18 protein-coding genes and 1 pseudogene are annotated in these 23,043 nt (G+C 52.7%); 12 read left to right on the forward strand and 7 right to left on the reverse strand.

The genetic code is table 11. The features are described from left to right. Together KP814_RS11370 and KP814_RS11375 are read left to right on the forward strand one after the other, a co-directional pair. A partial coding sequence (locus KP814_RS11370; RefSeq protein ID WP_216736886.1) for a hypothetical protein occupies window positions 1–630 on the forward strand: 630 nt, incomplete at its 5' end. A gap of 276 nt (window positions 631–906) precedes the next feature. Continuing rightward, window positions 907–2,115 (forward strand): annotated as a pseudogene (locus KP814_RS11375) (IS256 family transposase). A 133-nt stretch (window positions 2,116–2,248) separates the two neighbouring features. On the opposite strand, the gene KP814_RS11380 reads toward KP814_RS11375, so the two are convergent. Together KP814_RS11380 and KP814_RS11385 are read right to left on the reverse strand one after the other, a co-directional pair. After that, window positions 2,249–3,547, reverse strand: coding sequence for a WD40 repeat domain-containing protein (locus KP814_RS11380; protein ID WP_216736887.1), 1,299 nt, complete (start codon window positions 3,545–3,547; stop codon window positions 2,249–2,251). A 153-nt stretch (window positions 3,548–3,700) separates the two neighbouring features. Then, entirely contained in the window at window positions 3,701–4,567 is an 867-nt protein-coding gene (locus KP814_RS11385; RefSeq protein ID WP_216736888.1) for an ABC transporter six-transmembrane domain-containing protein, read from the reverse strand. Between the two features lie 171 nt (window positions 4,568–4,738). Here KP814_RS11385 and KP814_RS11390 point away from each other — a divergent pair, with 171 nt between their 5' ends. Next, window positions 4,739–5,317 carry a TetR/AcrR family transcriptional regulator gene (locus KP814_RS11390; RefSeq protein WP_216736889.1) on the forward strand — a complete coding sequence of 193 codons (579 nt, stop codon included), beginning with the start codon at window positions 4,739–4,741 and terminating at the stop codon, window positions 5,315–5,317. A 174-nt stretch (window positions 5,318–5,491) separates the two neighbouring features. Here KP814_RS11390 and KP814_RS11395 read toward each other — a convergent pair whose 3' ends face one another. Next, window positions 5,492–6,283, reverse strand: coding sequence for an ABC transporter substrate-binding protein (locus tag KP814_RS11395; RefSeq protein ID WP_216736890.1), 792 nt, complete (start codon window positions 6,281–6,283; stop codon window positions 5,492–5,494). A 308-nt stretch (window positions 6,284–6,591) separates the two neighbouring features. Here KP814_RS11395 and KP814_RS11400 point away from each other — a divergent pair, with 308 nt between their 5' ends. The 5 genes from KP814_RS11400 to KP814_RS11420 all read left to right on the forward strand — a co-directional run bounded on the left by KP814_RS11400 (window position 6,592) and on the right by KP814_RS11420 (window position 15,516). Further along, on the forward strand, window positions 6,592–7,962 hold the full coding sequence (locus KP814_RS11400) for a hypothetical protein (RefSeq protein ID WP_216736891.1): 1,371 nt from the start codon (window positions 6,592–6,594) through the stop codon (window positions 7,960–7,962). A gap of 801 nt (window positions 7,963–8,763) precedes the next feature. Continuing rightward, window positions 8,764–10,608 carry a pre-peptidase C-terminal domain-containing protein gene (locus KP814_RS11405; protein ID WP_216736892.1) on the forward strand — a complete coding sequence of 615 codons (1,845 nt, stop codon included), beginning with the start codon at window positions 8,764–8,766 and terminating at the stop codon, window positions 10,606–10,608. A 316-nt stretch (window positions 10,609–10,924) separates the two neighbouring features. After that, complete coding sequence (locus KP814_RS11410; protein ID WP_216736893.1) at window positions 10,925–12,103, forward strand: efflux RND transporter periplasmic adaptor subunit; 1,179 nt, start codon at window positions 10,925–10,927, stop codon at window positions 12,101–12,103. A gap of 8 nt (window positions 12,104–12,111) precedes the next feature. Then, the gene (locus tag KP814_RS11415; protein WP_216736894.1) at window positions 12,112–14,076 is read left to right on the forward strand and encodes a MacB family efflux pump subunit; all 1,965 of its coding nucleotides are present in this window, start codon (window positions 12,112–12,114) and stop codon (window positions 14,074–14,076) included. A 39-nt stretch (window positions 14,077–14,115) separates the two neighbouring features. Further along, window positions 14,116–15,516, forward strand: coding sequence for an efflux transporter outer membrane subunit (locus KP814_RS11420; protein WP_371824055.1), 1,401 nt, complete (start codon window positions 14,116–14,118; stop codon window positions 15,514–15,516). On the opposite strand, the gene KP814_RS11425 is transcribed toward KP814_RS11420, so the two are convergent. Beyond that, a complete protein-coding gene (locus KP814_RS11425) occupies window positions 15,513–16,898 on the reverse strand; it encodes a wax ester/triacylglycerol synthase family O-acyltransferase (protein WP_216736896.1) in 1,386 nt (461 codons plus the stop codon). The genes KP814_RS11420 and KP814_RS11425 overlap by 4 nt on opposite strands. A 199-nt stretch (window positions 16,899–17,097) precedes the next feature. Beyond that, window positions 17,098–17,580: an SsrA-binding protein SmpB gene (smpB, locus tag KP814_RS11430; RefSeq protein WP_216736897.1), complete on the reverse strand. Its 483-nt coding sequence runs from the start codon at window positions 17,578–17,580 to the stop codon at window positions 17,098–17,100. 163 nt (window positions 17,581–17,743) lie between these two features. Here smpB and KP814_RS11435 point away from each other — a divergent pair, with 163 nt between their 5' ends. The 3 genes from KP814_RS11435 (at window position 17,744) to KP814_RS11445 (ending at window position 20,095) form a co-directional block, all read left to right on the forward strand. Beyond that, window positions 17,744–19,309: a sodium-dependent transporter gene (locus KP814_RS11435; RefSeq protein WP_371824056.1), complete on the forward strand. Its 1,566-nt coding sequence runs from the start codon at window positions 17,744–17,746 to the stop codon at window positions 19,307–19,309. Then, on the forward strand, window positions 19,296–19,727 hold the full coding sequence (locus KP814_RS11440) for a type II toxin-antitoxin system RatA family toxin (protein ID WP_127973285.1): 432 nt from the start codon (window positions 19,296–19,298) through the stop codon (window positions 19,725–19,727). The genes KP814_RS11435 and KP814_RS11440 overlap by 14 nt, the downstream gene beginning before the upstream one ends. 77 nt (window positions 19,728–19,804) lie before the next feature. Then, window positions 19,805–20,095: an RnfH family protein gene (locus KP814_RS11445; protein WP_216736898.1), complete on the forward strand. Its 291-nt coding sequence runs from the start codon at window positions 19,805–19,807 to the stop codon at window positions 20,093–20,095. A 32-nt stretch (window positions 20,096–20,127) separates the two neighbouring features. Here KP814_RS11445 and KP814_RS11450 read toward each other — a convergent pair whose 3' ends face one another. Next, window positions 20,128–20,445: an outer membrane protein assembly factor BamE gene (locus tag KP814_RS11450; RefSeq protein ID WP_164887379.1), complete on the reverse strand. Its 318-nt coding sequence runs from the start codon at window positions 20,443–20,445 to the stop codon at window positions 20,128–20,130. Between the two features lie 184 nt (window positions 20,446–20,629). Between KP814_RS11450 and fur the strand changes: the two genes are divergently transcribed. Further along, a complete protein-coding gene (gene fur, locus KP814_RS11455; protein ID WP_011395166.1) occupies window positions 20,630–21,040 on the forward strand; it encodes a ferric iron uptake transcriptional regulator in 411 nt (136 codons plus the stop codon). 223 nt (window positions 21,041–21,263) lie between these two features. On the opposite strand, the gene recN is transcribed toward fur, so the two are convergent. Further along, a complete protein-coding gene (gene recN / locus KP814_RS11460; protein WP_216736899.1) occupies window positions 21,264–22,928 on the reverse strand; it encodes a DNA repair protein RecN in 1,665 nt (554 codons plus the stop codon). Window positions 22,929–23,043: the final 115 nt, after the last annotated feature.

Genomic DNA, 23,043 nt, shown 5'->3' on the forward strand with positions numbered 1-23,043 from the left:
GAATCTGGGAGAGTCATGAATCGAAGCGTAGGCCTATACGAACCTGTAAGCTATATTAAACTAGGGCCATATAGTAGTTTGCAGGAGGGGGCTGTTAGGCCCGCGTTTCCTACAAAGATTACAGCTAGATTCGTGATTGGGGAAGCAGATGGTGTTCCAGACAGTACTAGGTTCATTCAAGGTAATGGTGCAAGACGACCAGCGAATATAAAGTTGAGCGATGATGATATTGCAGTCCTAACGCGAGAGTTTGAGGAAATTGGCGGTGATCCTTCCATCCTGAAATTTAATCAAGGCGGACAAACCGGATACGTAGATGGACTTGATGAGATTAGGGTTCGAGGAGATGTGCTACCGATTGAGGGAGCTTTTCATCCTCGCTCCAGTATGAGTACGCGTGCAGTGTTGGCTCATGAGTTAGGTCATAGGGCACATCGTGGAACTTCTGTCGATATTGGAGCTTGGAACGATGAATTTAGAGCGAGCTATTGGGCTGCGAAAAACTCACCTGGGTTATCACAGCAAGAACGAGTCGATTTATTGCTAGATGCAATGACAAGGGCTGAAGAAGCTGGTGTTAAAATAAATATGAACAAATTCATGAAGAAAACGATCTACGGCTATGAGTAAACGAAAGCTACCAACAGTTACGCGAGAGGAGTGTGATTCAGCTGAAGAAGCATTTGCTGAATTTCGCTCCGATGGTAAGACCGAGAGAAGGTGTATTCGCTGCGGAGGCGAGTACATTTTCGATGACAAGGGTTCTGCATACAGAATTAAATGCGATGGATGTGAGTTTGAAATGACTGTGCGCGGACTGTGATTCGACTTTAGGTGAGGCTGTAATTTAATTTGTGTATCTGCCTATCACTAGTACCCTATTGCGGGGTTAAGGATAGGCAGACAATGAATCAGAAAGAACTAGAAGCATTTGCCCGTGAGGCAGCCAAATCTCTGAAAACAGAAAAGGATCTCAACGAGTTCCGTCAGATGCTCACCAAAGTGACCGTCGAAGCCGCACCCAATGCGGAGCTGGATGAGCTCTGGGATACGAGAAGCATCAGCCTTCAGATTCAGACAATACCCGAAACGGCTATTCCAGTAAGACCCTCCGTACTGAGGACGGTCAGTTTGAAGTTAACACTCCCCGAGATCGTCAAGGCAGCTTTGAGCCTCAGCTGGTCAAGAAACAGCAGACCCGTTTCACCACCATGGATGACAAGATTCTCAGCCTCTACGCCAAAGGCATGAGCACTCGTGAGATCGTGGCCACCTTCAAGGAGATGTATGGCGCGGATGTCTCCGCCACCTTGATTTCCAAAGTCACGGATGCCGTGATCGAGCAAGTGGTGGAGTGGCAATCCCGCCCGCTGGACGCTATCTATCCCATCGTATACCTGGACTGCATTGTAGTGAAGATCCGCCAGGACAAGCAGGTGATCAACAAAGCGATCTATCTGGCCCTGGGAGTGAATCTGGAAGGTCATAAAGAACTGCTTGGTATGTGGATCTCGGAAACCGAAGGGGCGAAGTTCTGGCTCAATGTGCTGACCGAGTTACAGAACCGGGGCGTGAAGGATATCCTGATCGCCTGTGTGGACGGCCTGAAGGGTTTTCCCGAAGCGATCAATAGCCGTGTATCCCCAAACCCAGATACAGCTCTGTATCGTGCATATGGTGCGAAATGCGGTGAAGTATGTGCCGTGGAAAGACTATAAGCCAGTGACGACAGATCTGAAGCGGATCTACCAATCGACCACTGAGGAAGAGGCGCTATCTGAGCTGGACAGGTTTGCCGAACGATCGGATGAGAAATATCCCCAGATCAGCCGTTTCTGGCGCGCTCACTGGGAGAATCTCAGCACCCTGTTCCGCTACCCGGCAGACATTCGAAAGGCCATCTACACCACCAACGCCATAGAGTCCCTTAATAGCGTCATTAGGAAGGTGGTCAAAAAACGGAAACTGTTCCCCACAGATGATTCCGCGAGGAAGGTGGTGTATCTGGCGATCATGGATGCATCGAAGAAATGGACGATGCCGATCAGGAATTGGAAGTCAGCGCTGAACCGATTTATGATCGAGTTCGAAGATCGCTTATCGGAGTATCTTTAATAACCTGGCAGATACACAGAATTATTTACAGGGTCTTTTTCCCTGTGTAAGTAATAAAAATTGAACTCAGATATTAAGTACGCCGTTTTCACTCCCCGCCACATACCAGCTCAATTAAACTCATACCGAAAACCTACAAACTCCACCCATACAGCGCCAACACCCCATTACCCTCATTACAAACAAATTCTCTACTTCCCGGCAGATAGTTAACAGGAAGGTCGCACGGGTATTCGTATAGCAGTGCGCCGCTTTCCAGGTCCCAGATGGTGATGGCGTCGCCTTTTTCCGTGGTTGAGAACAGGTATTGGTCGTAGTAGAAGGCGTTCATGGTGGGGCCGGCGAACCATTTAATTTGGTCGCCGCTTTTGACGTCGAAGATGGCTGCGCTGGCGAGGGGGACGTCGTAGTCGGTATGCAGGTCCTGGCATCCCCAAATACAGATGCGGTCTTCGTCGATCCAGAAAAAGGGCGAGGACCAGAAGTAATCCCAGCTGGCGTACATGACTTTGGATTCGCCGATGTCCGGCTCCCAGGGGTTGTGGTTAAGCCAGTGCTGCAAGTCCCAGCTGTAGGCGACGCCGACAGGGTGCCATACCCAGCCGATAGTGGCGATGCGTTGGTTGTCAGGCGAGATAACGAGGGCGCCGCTCCATTCACTCATAAAAGTAGCGTCTTCATCATGTTTTGGTGGCGTGTCGGAATGGCGTTGGGTTAGACATTCTCCTGTTCTCGGGTCGAAGATATCCAGTTGATTCCAGTCGGTGGCGCAGACTAACAAGGTTTTCCCATCATGTTCGGAAAAAGCAACGGGGAAGTCCGCTTCTTCCATATGGTAGTCGCCAGCGTCAAGCTGCATGAGGATCTCGCCAGAGCTGAGGTCCAGCACCAAGCCTTTATTGGAAGAGCCTTCGTCTGCATGCCGGTATAGCAAAGAGGTGATGGCCAGAAACTGATTGTCAGGACTGATCTTCAGGGTAATTGCCCCAGCGGGATGGATCTGCTCAACAGGTAAGGTTGCGACCTGGACGGATTCGCCATTCTGGAGATTCACACGCCACAATCCGCCATCATCGGTGAAAAGCATGGCGTCCGTGGGATGGTTCTTTAGCGGCTCAAGGTCAAGAAGGGTGCGTCCGTTTAGTAAGTCGAGATGAATTTCCCGCCGGGTAAAAAGGAATGCTTTCGGTTCCCTTTTGATTTCCAGCATGCCTGCTATCGACCAATAACAATTGGCGTCCGCCGCAACAAAACAGTCATCGCACCAATAGCAATGTTTAAAGTTTTCCGCATCGGCGCATTCCGCACAAAGATATTCCGCTTGCTCTCCAACCCCGATAAAGCGCTTAACGCCGCTTTTAACTGACATGTCGAAAACATGCGGGCAGACGCAAATGTGCGGGTTGGCGTGGGAACAGTGTTGAGTTGTCATTGTCCTCCTTTGAGCAGACTGCATTGAGGCTGGAGTCGATTGCGCTATCAGGCTCCTGGCGAGCGCCCGGGGCGAATAGCGTTAGTTTGGCTAAACTAGCGGCTTGACCAGCTGGAGTCAATCGCCCTTGAGAGAAGGGCGATTGAGTTTACATCAGGCGGCGCCATGAGCTTCCGGGTTATTCAGACGTATCGTAATCTCATGCAGGCGCGACCAGCTCTGTAATGTCGTCGGCAGTGAGACTGCCGCGTCTCCAAACTGCCAGGAATAGGTGACAATGGAGAACAGGGCGCCTGTTGTTATGCCGACATAGCTACTACAGAGCCAAAGGTTGAGTACGACGAAGGCGGTGATCAGCAAAAAAATCAGACCATAGACAATGGACTCCGCATCGGACAGGCGCACCTGCCAATGTCGTATGGCGTGCAGATGCTTCAGCAACTGTCCCGGCTGGCGGGCGCTTAATATGCTGACTTGGCGCTCCATCTGTGAGTTAAGGCCGCCGTTGAGGCGGAAAAATCGATGATGGAAACACAGATACACCGTCAGCATGGCGACCAGTAGTCCGAGGGCGCTCATTGCAAGGTCCATTGAGAAAGACGACAGAATCATGGCGGAAGCGACCAGTGTGATGACCGCCGCGAATAGTTCCGGCGTGTCCTTTTCAATAAAGTCGACCAGCTCCGTCGCCATATGCAAACGCGCATTGCGAATGGAGACGGACAACGCCTGCTGTCGTTGATCCAATTCTGAGCCCAGTTTGACGCGTATCTTGCTATAGGCGCGGGTGTCATAGAAACGACGCAGGACCGCGATGGCTGTGATCAAAACGAAGGCGCAAACCAGCCAGGCCAGTTGGGTCGAACCGCCGGACAGCATGTCGTCTATCGCCAGTCCGATCAGTAGAGGGATGGCCGCGTCCAGAGCATATTCGAGAAACACCAATAGCCAGGTGAGTCCAACGCGCCAGCGGAACTCTTTTAATATTCGGCATAAGCCTATTTCAGGTGCGGCGTTCATTGCGCTGCCCTTTGTTGTTCATCTTGTTGCTCATCACGCAGGTGAGTCCGGCGTGCAGATTTTTTATCGGTGTCATCGTTTCGGGTTGGTTAAACAGGTAAGTTGTCATTATTGACAATCTATGTGCGCAAGAATAAATTGTCAATGCTGATAATTTATGTGAGGGGTGTTATGGCGCGGCCAAGTAAAAAGTCGGAAAGAACGGAAGAAATCATGCAGGCCTTTCGGCGCTGTGTAGCCCGATATGGTCTGGAAGGGAGCACGTTGGAGCGTATTGCGGAAGAGTCAGGGCTGCAACGCAGTCTGGTGCGTCATTATGTCGGCAACCGCGAGGATCTGACTCTGCAACTAATCGAGCAAATGGCGGCGCAGTATGACCGTGAGTGGAGAGAGATGCTGAGTGACCTGCCGGCGATGGAAGTCGCGCCAGCATTTCTGCGCATGCTGTTTGAATATGAAGACGATGACAGAGAACGCATGCAATTGGAGTCAGCCTTGATCTTCGCCGCGAGCCGGGATGCGGCGATCAGCGACGCCATGCGCTCATGGACAGAGCGGTTTTATGGCGATATCGCTGAGATTCTCAGACGGGATTATCCCGATATTGACGGCGATGCTCTGCAGTCCGTCGCTTTTGGCATCGCCTCTCTGTATTTCAACATAGACTCCATGCAGCCCTTACAGATGGCGGACCGCTACCGCGCCTCCGCGCTTGACGCCGCACGTCGTCTGGTGGCGACGTTAGAGTGATTTTTGCGCCAACTCTTCCAGCGTTGCGCAGAATTTCTCCTTTAAATATCCACACAACCTGTGGATATCTCTTTGGAAAACACCGCAATCCCTTTATTCCGTAGGGCTTGCTGGATTTTTTGTATTTTATGATCAGGGTGTTTTTTACACGGTGATGACAGCGGTAGAAAGGATTTACTCAAGGTAGGATTTCAACACTCTCTCATAGGTTGAAAGTCCATCATCGCCAGGGTCATTTTTCAATTGATCCAGGACATGCTGAAAGAGCTGGATCGTCTCATCGGGCGTGTCTTTGTGGAAGGCGAAATAGAGATCTCCCGCGGAGCCGAAACTCCATACGGGCTCATAATCCTCCACCTTGGCGCCTTGTTGTTTGAGCAGCCATAGTGCGGTTCTTTGTCCATAGGACCACAGGTGGATGCGGCGAAAAATCAGCATGCGGGCGGCGATATCCGGATGTGAGACGGTCTGGCGGATATCTTTCGGAATTTTGTAGGCGTCCAACACCTGCTCGCCCATATCGCTGGCGACCGCGACGACTGAGAGATCATCCAGATCCGATAACTGTTTTACCTCAAAATCACGACGCTTTCTCGCCATAAGCACTACCGGCGACGAGGCGACAGGACCAACCCAGCGGAACAAGTCTTCGCGATCAGGATTGCGACGGGTGCTGAATAGCATGGTATTCGGCTCGTTCAAGACCATACGATATCCCCGCGCCCAGGGATGCACCTGTATGTCTTTGCGTGTCTGTTTTGAACCGATAATTTGCAGCACCGCTTCCAGCAAGTCCACGGAGCTTCCTTTCAGCTGGCCATTTTCGGTGTAGTTATAGGGAGGCGACTCTTCGGTGATAAACCGAAGCCCGGCGGCGGGGTCCGCAGCAATGGTCAGGCCGGACGGCAGCAAGAATGCGAATGTCAGGAGCAGGCTCCGCCACTTCAACGTCTTTGATATAAACATCAGAACGCCACCTGCTTAGAAGGCGAACGCCGACGCCAAGCCAGGATAACTGTGGCGCCGACAGTAGTTGCTTAAAGTATTGTATCGATATGCGAAAGCGTCAAACGGGCAGGGAAGTGGCGTGCAGCAGGGGGCTAATATCGTAGGCGCTTAAAAACGGAGCGATGTCTTTGAGTGAGCAGTGCGAAAACTCGGTCCTGATTGGAGCAAAAACGGATAAGATTGACCCGCCTTACTTTGAGCTTTTGTTTTTGAGGGGTAACTGTGGTTTAAAGGCGCATGATTGCGTAATTTTGAAAGGATAATTCATGAAGAAAGTAGTTTTTCTGGCGTTGTTATCGGCGACGGCCAGCCCGTATCTTCAGGCGGAAACGCTAAGAGAATATGGCGCGATGGGCGACGGCGTGGCGGATGACACGCAGGCGATATTCAACGCCATTGATAATCACCAGCCTGAAATGGGTTTTTTGGATGGCGAGAACCAGACCTATCTGATCAAGAAGAGAGTCGATGTTAATAAAAGCATGGCGATTAAGAACGCCAGATTCTTATTTGCGCCGGACGCCAGCTATCTCGCGAATCCCTCAAACTACAGAGCTTTTTTGATCCGCGGCGCGGCTGAAGCGCCACTGCAGGTCGAGTTGGAAAATATCGCGCTTGTGCGTGGTGGTAATAAGACCTCTGGCTCTATGTCCGATTCTGCTGGAATCTGGATAGACAATGCAAACAAGGTGACCCTGAGTAACGTAGAAGTCAGCGGCAATGGGCGCGGACCTGGCGTTCTGATTGCTGATTCTGACAACGTGACAATCAACGACCTGTACGTCCACGATATGTTTTGGAGCCCCTGCCGGGAAGATGAAAGCACGCTAACCAAGAATTCACTGCTATCGCGTAAGGACTGGAGTTCTCGCATGATTCATGATCCTGCGAACTGTGGGAGCGACAACCTGATTCGTATTGAGGAGCAAATAGCGGGCTTGCTCATCGTTCGCTCGAATAATATTCGGATTAATAATCCCAGCATTGAAAGAATCTACGCTCACTTAATTGATGGCGCTATGCCATATCAAACGGACGGGATTACTATCGGCTCAAACTTTGATGATCTGGATAAGCAGGCAAATTGCGAACAAAAAACGGACAGGGACGAATTCAATATAGCAATTCGAGGGGCGAAAATAACAGATGTGTGGGAGGGCATTGACTTCACTGGCAATCCGCTCGCGGATATCCTGGTGGATGTCGCATCCATTTCGCGCACCCATGCCTTCGGCGTAAAGTTCGCTAATGGCGCCTCATGCGCCCTGGTTAAAAATGTCACGGTTACAGACAGCGGGCTCTCAGGCTTTGTGTTGACGGGGAAGAACAACCCAGACCATTCGGCGCCTGCGCCTCACTCCGTCACCTTTGACAACACCGTTGCAATAAACCCAGGCTCTAATGGGTACTGGCGCGGTGTGGCGAGCATCGCCGGCTACAGAATCATGAACGGGGCGCTGCAGGACCCAACAGACATACGCATCATTAACTCTAAATCCGTTGACACTCAAACTGTGAAAACCATGGATTATGGCTTCTTCTCAGAAGCCTGTGACGCAGCGTTGACGGTCTCCAACCTGGACTCTCTTGGACACAGAATCGAAGGCTTAAAAGAGTCCAGCGGTTCTTGTCGTTGAGTCTAAAACTGGCGGTTTCGACTTGATGAACGAAATGAAGCTCTGAGCGTTTTGCTCAGAGCTTTGCTTGCTGTGAGTGTGGCGCTGACAACCTTTTCATCCGCCGTATCTTCAAGCGTCTTTTTTAGCTATGACTGGAGGCGTTCGCTGAGAGGCGAAACTTCCATCGTTACCCTCTTTAAGTTTGTTGGATAAATCTTTGGTCGGATAGATCGCAACTCGCCTCTCAATTGTTTCTTGCGCGGCATTCACCCTTAAACTTATTGACTCCAATCAATTTAAACCTGCGTCAACAGTATTCCATACCGATATTAATATAATGCGCGAGCATTAAAATGGCCTCGCCTTTTAGGGGATTGTAGCCATGAAAAGGTATTCATAAAAAATGGCTGTGATTTTTTGGAATGGAGTATTAAGTCCGTTGTATTGACTTAACTCAAAACAATGATGCTACAGCTCTTTTTTTGCACGAAGAAAATAGGCGGCTTTTAATTTTATTGATGTTTTTCAAGTAATTATGTGAATTTTTGATGGTGTGAGAGGCCGTGTTTCAAACGCTTGACCAAATGGACTAATCCTGATAGATTGCCGCCCGGCTAACCTAGCCGGTAAAAGGATATGGAACGATCCGCATATAAGGAGATACGTTGTTTGGTCTGGCATAGGCTTATATTTATAAGTTGATGTATATGCCTGATCCCCGCCTTTTATACATATAAAACAATGGCTACGCATAATATCTGAACAGTTAAACGGAAAGATATAAATACTGATTTATTTAGGTTAAAAGGAGTTATAACCGTGAACAAAAACACGCTTAAACGGGCTATTACATTTTCTGTCTCCACTCTGGCGCTGAGCGTCTCCGCCGTCACTTTGGCCGACGTTTCCGGCCAGGACGCACAGTACGTTCGCGACTATCTGGAGCGTTTCCACGCTAACCCTGCCGCAGTCATGGACGAAGTGCCTGTCAAAGAAGCCGCCAACGGCGATCTGGCTATGCCAGTATTCAGTGACGAAGCAATTCTCTCCGGCGACTTCGTAGAAGATAAGGATGAACTGCGCAGAGATCTGTTGAATGGTTCCCGCAGCAACGGCTTCATGATGATGCGCTCTATGGAGCTCAGCAACGACAATGCTGCGCGCCTGGTGGACAACGGCGACCAACTGATTGGCAACGTTCACGAAATGGATACTGCGAATCTGACTAAAGCCTCCCTGGCCAGCCAGCCTTGGTCCGACGACTACTGGGGTCTTTACAAAGGAGCACTGGGCATTCGCTACGCCGATCCCAAGCTGAATGATTCCTGGCCCTCCAACTGGTACGACCACTGGATTTTCGCGACCAGCACTCACAAGCCGCAAGAATATATCGACGCAGGCGAAATCGATAACCTGTCTCCGTCTGAAAAGTACGACTTGCTGGTGGGCGACTCCAACTTCACTCTGACTCAGAAAATGTGGGAGTCCGGTAAAGGCTACTGGGATCGTTACGGTTCCGTTGAAGCCTGGATGGGTCTGTGCCACGGTTGGGCCCCTGCCGCTTACATGCTGCCGCGTCCATCTAGCTCCATCACTGTTAAGTCGCCAGAAGGCAAGGACATCAAGTTCTTCCCATCCGACATCAAAGCATTGGGTACATTGTTGTGGGCGGAAGCGTCCCCAGGCGTGCGCTTTATCGGCGGACGTTGTAACTCCAAAGATCCCGGCAAAGATGAAAACGGACGTATCCTGGATCAAGCCTGTTTCGACAGCAACCCAGGCAGCTGGCACAAAGCGGTGGTCAACCAGATCGGCGTAAGCAAGCGCAGCTTCGTTATCGACGCGACATTCGATTATGAAGTATGGAACCAGCCAGTATTGAAGTACGAATACACTTACTTCAACCCGCAAACTGGCGCTTCCTACAACACAGCGCAAGAAGCGGTTATCGCCATGAGCGATTACACCCAGGACAAGTTCTCCAAGTATCGCGCTCAGGAAGCGAAGCAAGTCGTCGGCGTTCAGATGAAGCTGACTTACATTGTGGAAACCAGCCCGACTCACAGAGACAAAGACTATCCGTCATACGACCGTACTTACACCGTTCGTTACGTGTATGACCTGGAGCTGGATTCCAACGGCGACATCATTGGCGGCGAGTGGTACAACAACCGTCACCCTGACTTCCTGTGGACTCCTGGACCTGGCGCGCACGCTGTCTCTTACTACAACCCGACTGGTTCCACCAGCGAGACCAAGACAGAGCAAAAAGCGGGCGTAATCGAGCAGAACAAGTGGGCGTTCTACGGTCCGTTCACCACCACTGGCTCCTTCAAAGTCACCATGACTGGCGACAGCGATGCGGACCTGTACGTGAACAAAGGCGCCCAGCCAAGCGACACTACCTATCAGTGCCGTCCATATCAGGAAGGCTCTAACGAGGAGTGCTCTGCAAACGAAGCGGGAACTTACTACGTTGGCGTTAAAGGCTACAACAACAGCTCCAACTACAACCTGAACATTCAATACACCCAAGGCGGCTCTGGCTGGGCGAAAGGACAACCTATTCCTTCCAGCTGGAAAACCAACGCGAAAAATGCGGCAGGTTACAGCCAGCCTCTGACCACTATCGTTGAGCAACTGTTCAACTGGTCTGCGGAGTAATTCGACGTACTCGCTACGTTATTCATGAATGCATGAGAGGGTCCGGTATTTAAGTCCGGGCTATTTTCCGGGGCGCAATTTTGCGCCCCTTTTTTTTGTTCTTTTCACGGCGGTTTTGAGCTTTGATGACCGGCGCATTGCGGTTTCCATAAAGCTTGTCCATGTTTTGTGTTTTTGTTAGAAGTTCTAGGCAAAATTCGCTAGAGTGCTCTACTTTGGAGCAGCCCCTCTGATTAACGTCGCCCCCTGGCGGATGCCGGGTTCACGGCGACTTCAACATATCTGTGTTCATTAATTAACTTCTTGTGTAATTCGCATGGCAAAGAAATCGCGTCGTCCTGCTGTGGTGGGAGTGGTCATTTTTGTTGTTTTGGCCGCTGTCGGCTGGAACGCTCAGAGTTGGTTCGAGCCTGAGCCCGTTGAATACGTTACCGCCCCTGTGGAAAAGCGGGATATAGAGCAAACGGTGCTGGCCACCGGCGTCCTGGAAGGCGCCAAGCAAGTGGCGGTGGGCGCTCAGGTTACCGGGCAGTTGAAGTCCATGAACGTCTCTGTCGGCGATAGGGTGGCCAAAGGCCAACTGCTGGCGGAAATCGATCCGGTGTTACAGCGCAATGAGTTGAGCCGCGCCATGGCGGAATTGAAAAACGCCAAGGCGTCGCGGCGGTCCCGTGAGGCCATGCTGCGTTACTACGAGCTGGAGTTTAAACGCCAGCGTGAGATGAATGCGCAGGCGGCTGCGTCCGTGTCCGAGCTGGAAAACGCACGCGCCCAGCTGGAAAGCGCGAAGGCCGACATTGAAGCGCTGGAGGCCCAGATCAGTCAGGCGGAAATCCAGGTCGAAACCGCGAAGGCTAATCTCGGATTCACCAAGATCGTAGCGCCGATGGACGGCGTGGTGATCGCCACTAAATTCGAACAGGGACAAACCCTGGTATCGACCCAGGAGGCGCCGACGCTGCTGATCCTCGCAAACCTGGACACGATGACGGTGAAGGCGCAAATATCCGAAGCGGACGTCACTAAAGTGAAGTCCGGCCAGGAGGCGAACTTCACGGTTCTGGGCGATCCGGATCGTCAATACAATGGTGTCCTGCGCACCATCAAGCTGGCCCCGGACAATATCTCCGACAACGGTTCCGTCAGCAACTCCACCACCGCCGTCTATTACAGCGGTGTGCTGGAAGCGCCGAATTCCGACTACTCCCTGCGAGTAGCCATGACGGCGCAAGTGTCCATCATTATTAATAGACAATCGCAAACGCTGAGCATTCCTATTTCGGCGTTAGATCCCGACCAGGAGATCAGCGGCGCAGAGCACAAAGTGCGTGTGCTGGTGAACGGCCAGCCGGAAGACCGAACCATTGAAACCGGCATCCGCGACAACGTTTACGTGCAGGTGCTGTCCGGTTTGAATGATGGAGACAATGTGATCCTCGGCGACAGCCTGTCAGTTCCGGCAGACGGTGAAACCTCTGTTGTTATCGGAGGCTAGCTCGCTGTATGAAGGAGCCTTTGATTGAAATAAGCGCCCTGAACAGGATTTTCCAGGCAGGGGAGCAGCAGGTCGCCGTGCTGAAAGACGTGGACCTGAAGATTTATCCGGGTGAAATAGTCGCCATAATGGGGACATCGGGGTCGGGAAAATCGACCTTGATGAATATTCTGGGATGCCTGGACCGCCCGAGCAGCGGCAGTTATAAAATCAGCGGGAGGGAAACCAGGGAGCTGGATGACGATGAGCTCGCCGCCCTGCGCCGCAATCACTTCGGTTTTATCTTTCAGCGCTATCATCTGCTGTCGCACCTGGATGCGTTAGGCAATGCGGAGTTGGCGGCGGTGTACGCCGGCGTCTCCAAAAGTTCACGTCGGGAGCGGGCGCGCATGTTGCTGTCGCGCCTGGGGTTGGAGGAGCGTTGTGAGCACAAGCCCAGCCAGCTTTCCGGTGGTCAGCAGCAGCGGGTGAGCATCGCCAGAGCCCTGATGAACGGCGGCGAAGTCATTCTGGCGGATGAGCCTACTGGCGCGCTGGATACGCGCAGCGGCCAGGAAGTCATGACAGTGTTGCGAGAGCTGCATCAGCAGGGGCACACCGTCATTATCGTGACCCATGATCCGCAAGTGGCGGCGAAAGCAGAACGAATCATTGAGATTCAGGACGGCGAAATTATTGCTGACCGGGTGAATCCCGTTTCGGAATCGGAGGCGTCCGCGTCGTCGGCGACCGACGCTACTTCGGCGACAGGCCGCAAAGAGGCGCGAGGCGCCTGGCTGGGGCGTTTCACTGAAGCGTTTAAAATGGCCTGGATCGCCATGACCTCTCACAGGCTACGAACGCTGTTGACCATGCTCGGCATTATTATCGGCATCACCGCCGTGGTGAGTATTGTCGCCATCGGCGAAGGGGCCAAGCAGAAAGTCATCAGCGACATCAATTCCATTGGCGTCAACACCATCGAGATTTTTCCCGGTAAGGATTGGGGGGATGAGCGAGCCGCCGCCATTGATACCTTGGTGGCCGCCGATGTGGAGGCGTTACAGGCGCAGCCCTTTGTCGACAGCGTGACGCCCAGTATCGTCAACAGCCAGCAACTGCGCTACCGCAATGTCGCCGCCAATGTGAACGTGAATGCAGTTGGCGAACAGTACTTCCGCGTGAAAGGACTGGTTGTTGCGGAAGGCCGGCCGCTGTTGCGGGAAGATATTCGCACACAGGCGCAGGTGGTGGTGATCGACAATAATACCCGCAAGAAGCTGTTCGCGGGTGGCGATGACCCTATTGGCAAAGTGATTTTGATTGGCGCTTCGCCCTGGACTGTGATCGGTGTGGCGGAGGACAAAAACGATATGTTCGGAGGCGGCGGCAATCTGTCAGTGTGGATGCCCTACAGTTCCGCGACGACTCGTCTGATTGGCAGGCAGAATTTCAGTTCCATTATTGTTCGCACGCCGGACGGGATTTCCAGCGCCGTGGCGGAGCAAGGCATCATTCGTTTGCTGACCCTGCGTCATGGCGTGAAGGACTTTTTCACGTTCAGCACCGACAGTATTTTGAAGGCGGTCGAGAAAACCACCACCACTTTGACCCTGTTGGTGTCCTCCATCGCCGTCATTTCTTTGATCGTCGGCGGCATAGGCGTCATGAATATCATGCTGGTGTCAGTCACTGAACGTACTCGTGAGATTGGCATCCGCATGGCGGTCGGCGCCCGGCAGAGCGATATATTGCAACAGTTCCTCATTGAAGCCGTGATGGTGTGTCTGATCGGCGGCGGCATCGGTATTTTGCTGTCTTTCGGCGTGGGCGGTCTGTTCTCGTTGCTGGTGCAGGATATGCAGATGTCATTTTCCGTCACTGCGATCGTCTCTGCGGTGGTTTGCTCCTCCCTGATCGGCGTGCTTTTCGGCTTTTTGCCTGCGCGAAATGCGGCGCGGCTGGACCCGATTGAAGCCTTGGCGCGGGAGTGATTGATGTACGGTAATCGCATGAAGTTTGGAGTAAAGCGAGTGAGTTCCATAAACGCGGGCGGGAAAAAACACATAGCTCTTTTGTTGCTGTCCTCCATGCTGTTGACGGGGTGTGAAGGCTTGGCGCGCTCGCAATATACGCGGCCGCAATTGGAGCTGCCCGCCTCCTGGAGCTATGCGCCAGTGAATGGAGAGCAGACGTTGGCGTCCGAGCAATGGTGGCGGGCGTTTCAGGATCAGGAATTGAATGGCTTGATCGAACGGGCGCTGCAGAGTAACAGCGACATGGCGTTGGCGGCGTTGAAAGTGCGTCAGGCCCGACTGCGCGCAGGCATCGCAGACGGCAATCTGACGCCGGATGTCACCGCGCAGTTCAGCGCTTCCCGGGAGCGCAATATTGACGCTCATACCAGCAGTAAATCCGTTGGCGCTTCTCTTGGATTGAGCTATGAGATTGATCTGTGGGGGAAGCTGTCCAGCGCTCGCGACACAGCTCATTGGGAAGCGATGGCGACCGAGCAGGACAGGGCGGGCGCCGCGTTGGCGTTGATCGGGACCACTGCGAATCTGTATTGGCGTCTGGCCTATCTGAATGAATCTATCGCCGCGAGCGAGGCGTCGCTGGCATACACGGCCAAAGCGTTGGAACTGGCTCAAGTGAAACATCGTAGCGGCGCGGTCTCCAATCTGGACTTGATTCAGGCTGAGCAGAATCTGGCGAGTCAGCGCGCTTCGTTGACCACACTGCTGCAGGACAAAGTGGAAGCGCAAAACGCCCTGGCGATTCTGTTTGATCAGGCGCCGGAAAACACCACGCCTGACCCCAAAACTCTGCCTGCAATGGCGATGCCCACTTTGCCTTTGGCTACCCCTGCTGCATTGCTGGCGCGAAGGCCGGACATGCAGGCGGCGGAGATGCGTTTGCGCAGCGCTCTGGCTGATACGGACCATAGTCGCACCAGTTATTACCCCAGCTTCAGCCTGACCGGATCGCTGGCGACAGGCGGTTCGGAACTGGCGGATATCTTGCGCAATCCCGTTGCATCCTTGGGGGCGGGACTCAGTCTGCCATTCCTGCAGTGGCGGCAGACGCAATTGAATATTCAGGTCTCCGAAGCCGCCTATGAGCAGGCGGTGATTGAGTTCAGGCAGAAACTCTATTCGTCGTTGGCGGAGGTGGAAAATAAACTTTCCGCCAGAACACAATTGATGGCCCAGGAAGACGCATTGCGCACTTCGTTCAAGCTGGCTTCTGAAGCCGAGCGTCTGGCGGAGGTCCGTTATCGCTCCGGCGCCACAGGCGTGCAAGCCTGGCTGGACCAGCAGGAAACACGGCGCTCTGCGCAATTGCAGCTTACTGCGAACCGTCTGGCGCAATTGCAGAATATGATGGCGTTGTATCAGGCGCTGGGCGGTGGGTTCGCAGAGAAACTCGATTAACTGGCGGAGCGGGTTTTGGTCAGTGCTCGCAGTTCTGCAAATGCGTCGACAAAGTAGCCGGCCAGCTTGTCTGGATCGGGTATCAGCCCCTGATCTACCGCGACGCCGAACTGAATTGCTCCATCATAGCTGATAATGCTGAGGCTGATGCCGACCTCTCCAGATTGCGGCGCCCAAATCATGGGCGTCAGTAATTTACTGCCCGCCAGATATAGCGCTTGTTTGGGGCCAGGCACATTGGTGATCACTACAGACGCTTTTCTGCTTAGCATCTCCAATGCCGTTTGCTCCAGAAAGTCCGGGCCTTTGCCAAGCAACCCCAGTAATCCGTAAAACGCTTTCGCCTGTTGAGAATGCTTAAGCGCCAGCATATCGCGGCGCACTGCTTCAAAACGTTCCGCCACGTCATGAACGCCGATCGGCAATGGCGCAATCACCAGGCCGAACTGGTTGCCCAGAGCGTCGGCCGGCTCTTCCGATGGGCGCAGGTTGAAAGGCACGGCGGCGTGAATTGTTTCCACATCCAGCTCAATGCAGCGTTCCACCAGATAACGCCGCAAAGCGCCGGTAGCCGCGCACAACAACACATCATTGATGGTCGCTTTCAGAGCCTGCGCAGTCTGCTTTACTTGTGGGAAGTTTAATGGCTGCGCCCATGCGAGGCGCTTTCTCCCGCTTAGATCGCCTTTAAAACAGGTGGCTGGATCGGCCGGCAGCGCGGCGACGCGGGCGACCTCCGACCCCATTGCGACGCCTTGGCGCGCTATGGCCAGGAGTTGCTCTGGATGGCGCGCCAGAGACTTGCCTTCTTCTATTATTTCCTGCCCGATATGCATGGCGTTATGCAGGGCCTTGGCGGCGACGCCACTCCAAGAGGCGGGTTTTGATATCGGGTTAACCTGTTGAGGCGCTGAGCAGCCGTCTTTTTGATTCGCTAAGGACAGCAGGACCCGGGTCAACGCAATGCCGTCCGCGATACAGTGATGAACTCGAATAATCATCGCGGAGCCGCTCTGGTAACGGTCGACCAAATGTACTTGCCAGAGCGGTTTGCTGAAATCCAGCGGCGTGCTGCTGATATCGCTGGCCAGATCTTGCAGATCCTGCTGGTTCCCCGCGCCGGGTAGTCCAACTAAATGCACATGATTGTCGATATTAAAGTTGGCGTCGTCGCGCCAGAAGCAGCCATGTTCGGTTTTATGCACTGTCTGTCGGAAGCGGGGCAGGGGCAGTAAACGCTGGGTGAATAATTGTTTGAGTTCGCTGGCATGGACGGGGTTTTCCATGACCAGCACGATGCAGATCATCATCAGGTTGGCGGGACGCTCCATGCGCAACCAGGCGGTGTCTACCGCCGACATCGGCTCTCCATGTGATTTCATAGCCGCCTCGTCAAAGCTGTCCGTGACTAAATAAGGTTAGATTCGGCGTTATGCGTTGTCGACGGAATACGGTCGTGCGCAAACGCTTGCTTTGACGGGTAAGTATGGTAGGGGAGTGGCGTTAGCTCAACCCGATACGGCAATGAAGTGTGAGAAAGGAGAGAATCAGGATAAGAACGTCTTTCCTATCCTGACTGGGTCACTGCTTAACATGATCGCGAATAACGCGTTGTTTTTGACGATTCCAGTCGCGCTCTTTTTCGGTTTCGCGCTTGTCGAAATCCTTCTTGCCTTTCACCAGGGCAATTTCGCATTTCACTTTATTGCCTTTCCAGTAAAGGGCCAAAGGCACGCAAGTGTGGCCCGTCTGCGACACTGCGCCGATCAGCTTGTTGAGCTCACGACGATTCAGCAGCAGCTTACGAGTGCGGGTGGGATCTGCAATGACGTGAGTGGAGGCTTCCTTCAACGGTGTGATATGGGCGCCTAACAACCAGGCTTCACTGTCTTTCAGTAATACATAGGAATCCACTAACTGACACTTTCCGGCGCGCAGGCTTTTTACTTCCCAACCGGTTAGCGCGAGGCCGGCTTCGAACTTTTCAACAATGTGATAGTCGAAGCGGGCCTTCTTATTCAGGGCGATGGTGGACCCGGTATTTTTGTTTTTGGCTTGACTCATATTTCCTTACGATTCTCGGACAAAGTCGGCTATTGTAAATTAACCTGATCCATATGGCTAAGGTCTCCTGACTTGGGTCAGCATAATCCGCTACAATGCGCCATCGTCGTCGACGTAGAATTCCGTCGAACCTCTCAATTGCTGTGAATTAACGGATGTCTGAGTGCCTTTGAATTCAAAAGTTGGAATGTTGTTGCAGGGCCGTGACCGCTGGGTCAGGCAGCGCACGTTCGTCATGGCGGGCGTGGGCGCTGTCGTGGGGTTCGCCAACATCTGGACATTTCCCTCCCTGATGGCGGAATACGGCGGACTGGCTTTTCTTATCGCCTATACGTTGGCGCTGCTGACCCTGACCTTGCCTCTGGCGGTATTGGAAATAGGACTTGGGCGCTACGTGCGTCGCAACCCTGTTGACGTGTTACAGAGCGTGGGTGGTCAAAGCTCAGGCTTTTCTCTGTGGCGTTGGACCGGAGGCCTTATGGTCATCGCCGCGTTGCTGACGGTGGTGATCTATTCATTAGTGGCGGGAATGGGGCTGTCTTACGCGCTGAAGTCAGCCTTCAGCGAGTTTCAAGGCATTGAGCCCGGCGCCATGCCGGCCGTGTTGAGCGCGCTACAACAAAACACCACCGTTATGATCATCTGGCTAAGCGTGTTCATTGGTCTGGTGTTTCTCATTTCAGTGAAAGGCGTTTATCACGGTCTGGAAAAGGCGATGTTGTACATCGTCCCTCTGATGTTCGTGATGCTTGCGGTGATGCTGGTCTATAGCGCGCGTTATGGTGATTTGGGCGGGGCTCTTAGCTACCTGTTTTCATTCGAGTCGGTTTCTCTTTCCTGGGCGGGCGTGCTGGCCGCCTACAAATACGCCTTTTTCTCTCTGTCCATTGGCGCAGGCGTCATGATGGTGTTGGGCGCTTACATGCCTAATCATGGCAAAGTCGGGCGCTCAGTATTGATCATCTCTTTTGTGGATCTATTAGTTGGCGCTGTCGCGGGGCTGGTGGTGTTGTCCTGGCTGTTAAAAGCGGAACTGCCTCCAGACCAGGGGTTCTCCTTGATCTTTCAATCGCTTCCACTGGCGCTGGGTCAGCTGCCGATGGGGTCAGTGTTTGGCGTTTTATTCTTTATCTTTTTCACGCTGGCCGCCTGGAGCTCTGCAGTTTTCCTGATTGAACCCGGCGTCGCCTGGCTACAGGAAAGATACTCCTTATCGCGGGTGAGCGCCGCGTCCATCACTCACGTTGCGTTATGGGGGCTGGGCGCATTGCTGGTTATGTCCATGGCGGGACATCGGCATTGGCAACTGGCGGGCATTCCGCTATTCAGTCTGCTGCAGTTTGTGGTATCCACGATCTTGCTGCCGGTGGCGGGATGTCTGCTGACAGTACTATGCGGCTATGTGCTCCCCTATGAGCGGCTTGCACAGGCCTTGCGCCTTAGCCCCGAGCAGCGCTTGTTTCGCTGGGGCTATCCGCTGCTGAGATACTTTTGTGTTCCTGTGTTGATTGTTATACAAATCTCCATGGTTTTTGACTTGCTGCTACATAGCTGTGAATTCACCGCTCCGAAAAACGGCGGGCTTTGCTCGGAAGAAGTCGTGAGTAGCAGTAAGGAAGTCCTGGAAGAGGCCGAACCGGAAGAGGTGGATTTGGTGAAATCCGCCCCGGTGAACCCGGAAGTGAATGTTGAAAACGTAGAAGAGGAGAACGAGGTTGCCCCAGATTAGTCGTAGTGCGCTGGTCACATACTCTGCTGAGCGCATGTATGATCTGGTGAATGACGTGCGCGCCTATCCTGAATTCCTGCCCTGGTGCGGAATGACGGAAGTGATTCAAGAGAGTTCTGATGAAATGCTTGCGCGCATCCAGGTCAGTAAGGGCTCAGTAAGACACGCTTTTACTACCCGTAATAGTTTGGTGCGTCCTTCGGAAATTATCCTCACATTGGTGGATGGACCTTTTCGCAAGCTTCAGGGCCGTTGGAGTTTCCTGGCCCTGGACGAAGCTGCCTGCAAAGTCGCGTTAGCACTGGAGTATGAGCTGACTGGCGCATTAACCGGGATGGCGCTTGGGCCCGTATTTTCCCAGGCCGCTGGAACTATGGTGGATGCGTTCTGCAAACGCGCGCAGGTGATCTATCGCTAGGCCGCGCCTATTTTGCGTTATGAATCGAATTCTCTGACGAATGGCGAAAATGCTGATGTGTAGAAGTGAGCGTGAGCATGGATAAATTAAAAATTCAGGTGGAGGTAGCCTATGCCTTACCTGAGCAGCAGAAGATCATTCCTCTGGCTGTGGTGGAGGGAACAACTGCCTATGAGGCGGTCCAGATGTCTGGCGTCACTCATTTCTTTCCGCAAATAGAGCTGGAGTCGGCAAAGATGGGGATATTTGGTAAGGCCATTTCAGACCCCAAATCCCATGCCCTGAGAGAGGGCGACCGAGTTGAGATATATCGGCCACTCAAAATAGACCCGAAGCAGGCCCGACTGAATCGGGCCAAAAAGGGCTAGCTAAACTTAATCAAACCTGTTTTGCTGAACGCTTAGTTGGTCGTTTTATAAACGTCCGTCTCTTCCACTGTCTCAGAAGGCTCAGCTTGGCCGCGTAGTTTGTAAGCCTTGCCGGGGTTCGCCAAATCAGCTGGCAGCAGCTTTGCTTTGGCAATATTCACCAGAATGTCATTCTCATATTCCAGAGTGATGTTCTGACGATAAATCTTACCGCCCGACAGCTGGATAGAATAGAAATAGGTGTCGTAGCTGGGGTCGAGCGTGCTTTCCAATACTGGAGAGCCTAATAGATACTGAACCTGACGACGGTTCATGCCGACCTTGAGTTGGTCCACAGCTTCTTTCTCCACGATGTTTCCCTGTTGGACATCTATTTTGTAGACGCCTGGGAAGGTGCAGGCTGTGAGAGTGTGTATAATAAGGAGGATTACAAGGGATCGTAACTTTTGCATCATGGATATTTTTAAACTATCTTGGCGTGACGTGGAATGATAACTGATTGCCAACGATACTGGTATTGGGTTTCCCGGTAAAATGACGAACGAAAACGTAGAACTGAAGAAAGCAGGCCTGAAAGTAACCCTTCCGCGGGTAAAGATTCTCAGTATTCTGGAAAACGCCGATAACCGGCACATGAGTGCGGAAGATGTTTATAAGGCGCTGCTGGAGGCGGGAGACGACGTAGGTTTGGCCACGGTCTACCGGGTTCTGACGCAATTTGAATCCGCAGGACTGATTCTTCGCCACAACTTCGAAGGCGCTCATGCGGTGTTCGAGCTCAATCATGATGAACACCATGATCACATGGTTTGTGCGGAAACCGGCGATGTTATCGAGTTCTTCGATCCGGTTATCGAAAAGCGCCAAAAGGAAATTGCGGAAGAGCACGGCTATGAAATCGTTGACCATAGCCTTACGCTGTACGTGAAGCCAAAGAAGAAATAGCTTCCGGTTTGTAGGGATAGCGCTGAGTAAACCCTGGAGCGCTATCCTGTCCTCTCATTGCTCCATTTGCTCCATTTGCTCCATCGCATTCCTGCGTATCTATCTAAACTTATCGAGCCTTCCTTTATATAGCCAATTTATAGCTAATATAGATAGCCATCAGGTAGCTATACGGACGGTGTGGAAATAAAGCCACAAGCAAATCCTTTTGCCGTAGGGAATCTTACTGGAGTTGGCTGGAAGTCAGCATCTCATGCGCGTGCGCCAGGCTGTGCTCAGTAATATCCACACCTCCCAGCATTCTGGCGATTTCGTGTATACGGTCGCTGCCTTCCAATTTGAGTATGGCTGATTGTGTCTGGCCACTGCTTACATGCTTGGTCACGAAAAGGTGGTTGTGAGCTTGGGAAGCCACCTGTGCTAAGTGAGTGACGCAGAGAATTTGCGCTTTCGCCCCAAGCTCTCTCAGCATGCGCCCGACGATTTCCGCCGTGCCGCCGCCGATGCCGACATCCACTTCGTCAAATACTAATGTAGGCGTATCGGAGGATGCGGCAGCGACGACCTGTATCGCCAGACTGATTCGCGACAACTCGCCACCGGATGCGATCTTTTGCAAAGGCTTGGGTGGTTGGCCAGGGTTCATGCTGATTAACATTTCAGCTTCCTCGTCTCCCAGCGCAGACGGGGATTTCAGAGGCGAGAACTGGATGATGAACTCAGGATTCAGTCCTAGTTTCACCAATTGCTTTTTCACCGCGCCTTGTAGTTTCTCTCCTGCTTTTGTTCTCATGGAGGTGAGTTTTTTCGCCGCCTGATTATACTTCTGCTCCAGCTCTTTGGATTGGGCTTCAAGCTTTTCCAGGTTCTCTTCGCCATCAGTCAAACTGTTGAGTTCGCTCGCCAGCTCAACATGGCGCGTCATTAATTCTTCAGGGGCCACGCGGTGCTTGCGAGCAAGATCATAGATGGCGGTCAGTCTCGCTTCCACTTCTTGCAGGCGCTCAGGGTTGATCTCCACGCTGTCCAGTACATGGCGCAGCTCACCGTTGGCTTCATCAAGCTGGATCATGGCTTCGTTCAGCATCTGACGAGCAGTCTGCAGAGAGGCGTTGTTGAGATTAATTTCCTCCAGCAGATGAATGGCGCGCCTTAGTTGGTCGATGCAGCCGCCATCGGCTTCCAGGCAACCTTCGCCGACCTGCTGAACTTTCATGATGATATTTTCTGCGTTGGCGAGCTGCTCCTGCTCTTGCTCCAATTGCTCAATCTCGCCTTCCAGCAGCGCTAGAGCATCCAACTCCTCGACCTGATAAGTGAGTAATTGCAGTCGCGCTTCCTGTTCTTCGCTGTGGCTGAGCTTTTCTTTCAGTTTGGCGGCTATGCGCCGCCAGGATTGAAAGTGGTCCCGTACCTGTTGAAGCTGCTGGGAGTGGCCTCCAAAGTCATCCACCATTTTCAGATGGGTTTCCTTTTTCAATAGAGACTGGTGCTCATGCTGACTATGGATATCCATGAGCGTTTCGCCGAGTTCGCGAAGGTCTTGCATGGTGACGGGCTGCCCATTCAGGTAGCCGCGAGATCGACCTTCGTTGGTGACAGTTCGGCGTAAGATGCATTCCGCGCCATTATCCAGTTCTCTGGATTTCAGCCAGGCCAACGCCTCCGGCAGACGCCTCAAATCAAAGACTGCGCTCACCTCCGCCCGTTCACAACCGTGCCTCACTATGTCTGCAGAACTTCGATCGCCGAGGGTCAGGCCGAGAGCGTCCAGAACAATGGATTTGCCTGCGCCGGTTTCCCCGCTGATAGCCGTCATGCCTTCAGCAAAGTCCAGCTCCAGGTGGCTGGCGATGGCTAGGTTCCGTATCGACAAATGAGTGAGCATAGGGCGTTGTCCTATAAGTGTGACTGTCTATATATACAGTTATTTGTGTATTTATACAGTGAAACTCATGACGCAACAAGAGGGTGCGAAGAGTATTTTTTGTATGATTTGCAGT

Source organism: Hahella sp. HN01 (genome assembly GCF_018986435.1).
Classification (GTDB): domain Bacteria; phylum Pseudomonadota; class Gammaproteobacteria; order Pseudomonadales; family Oleiphilaceae; genus Hahella.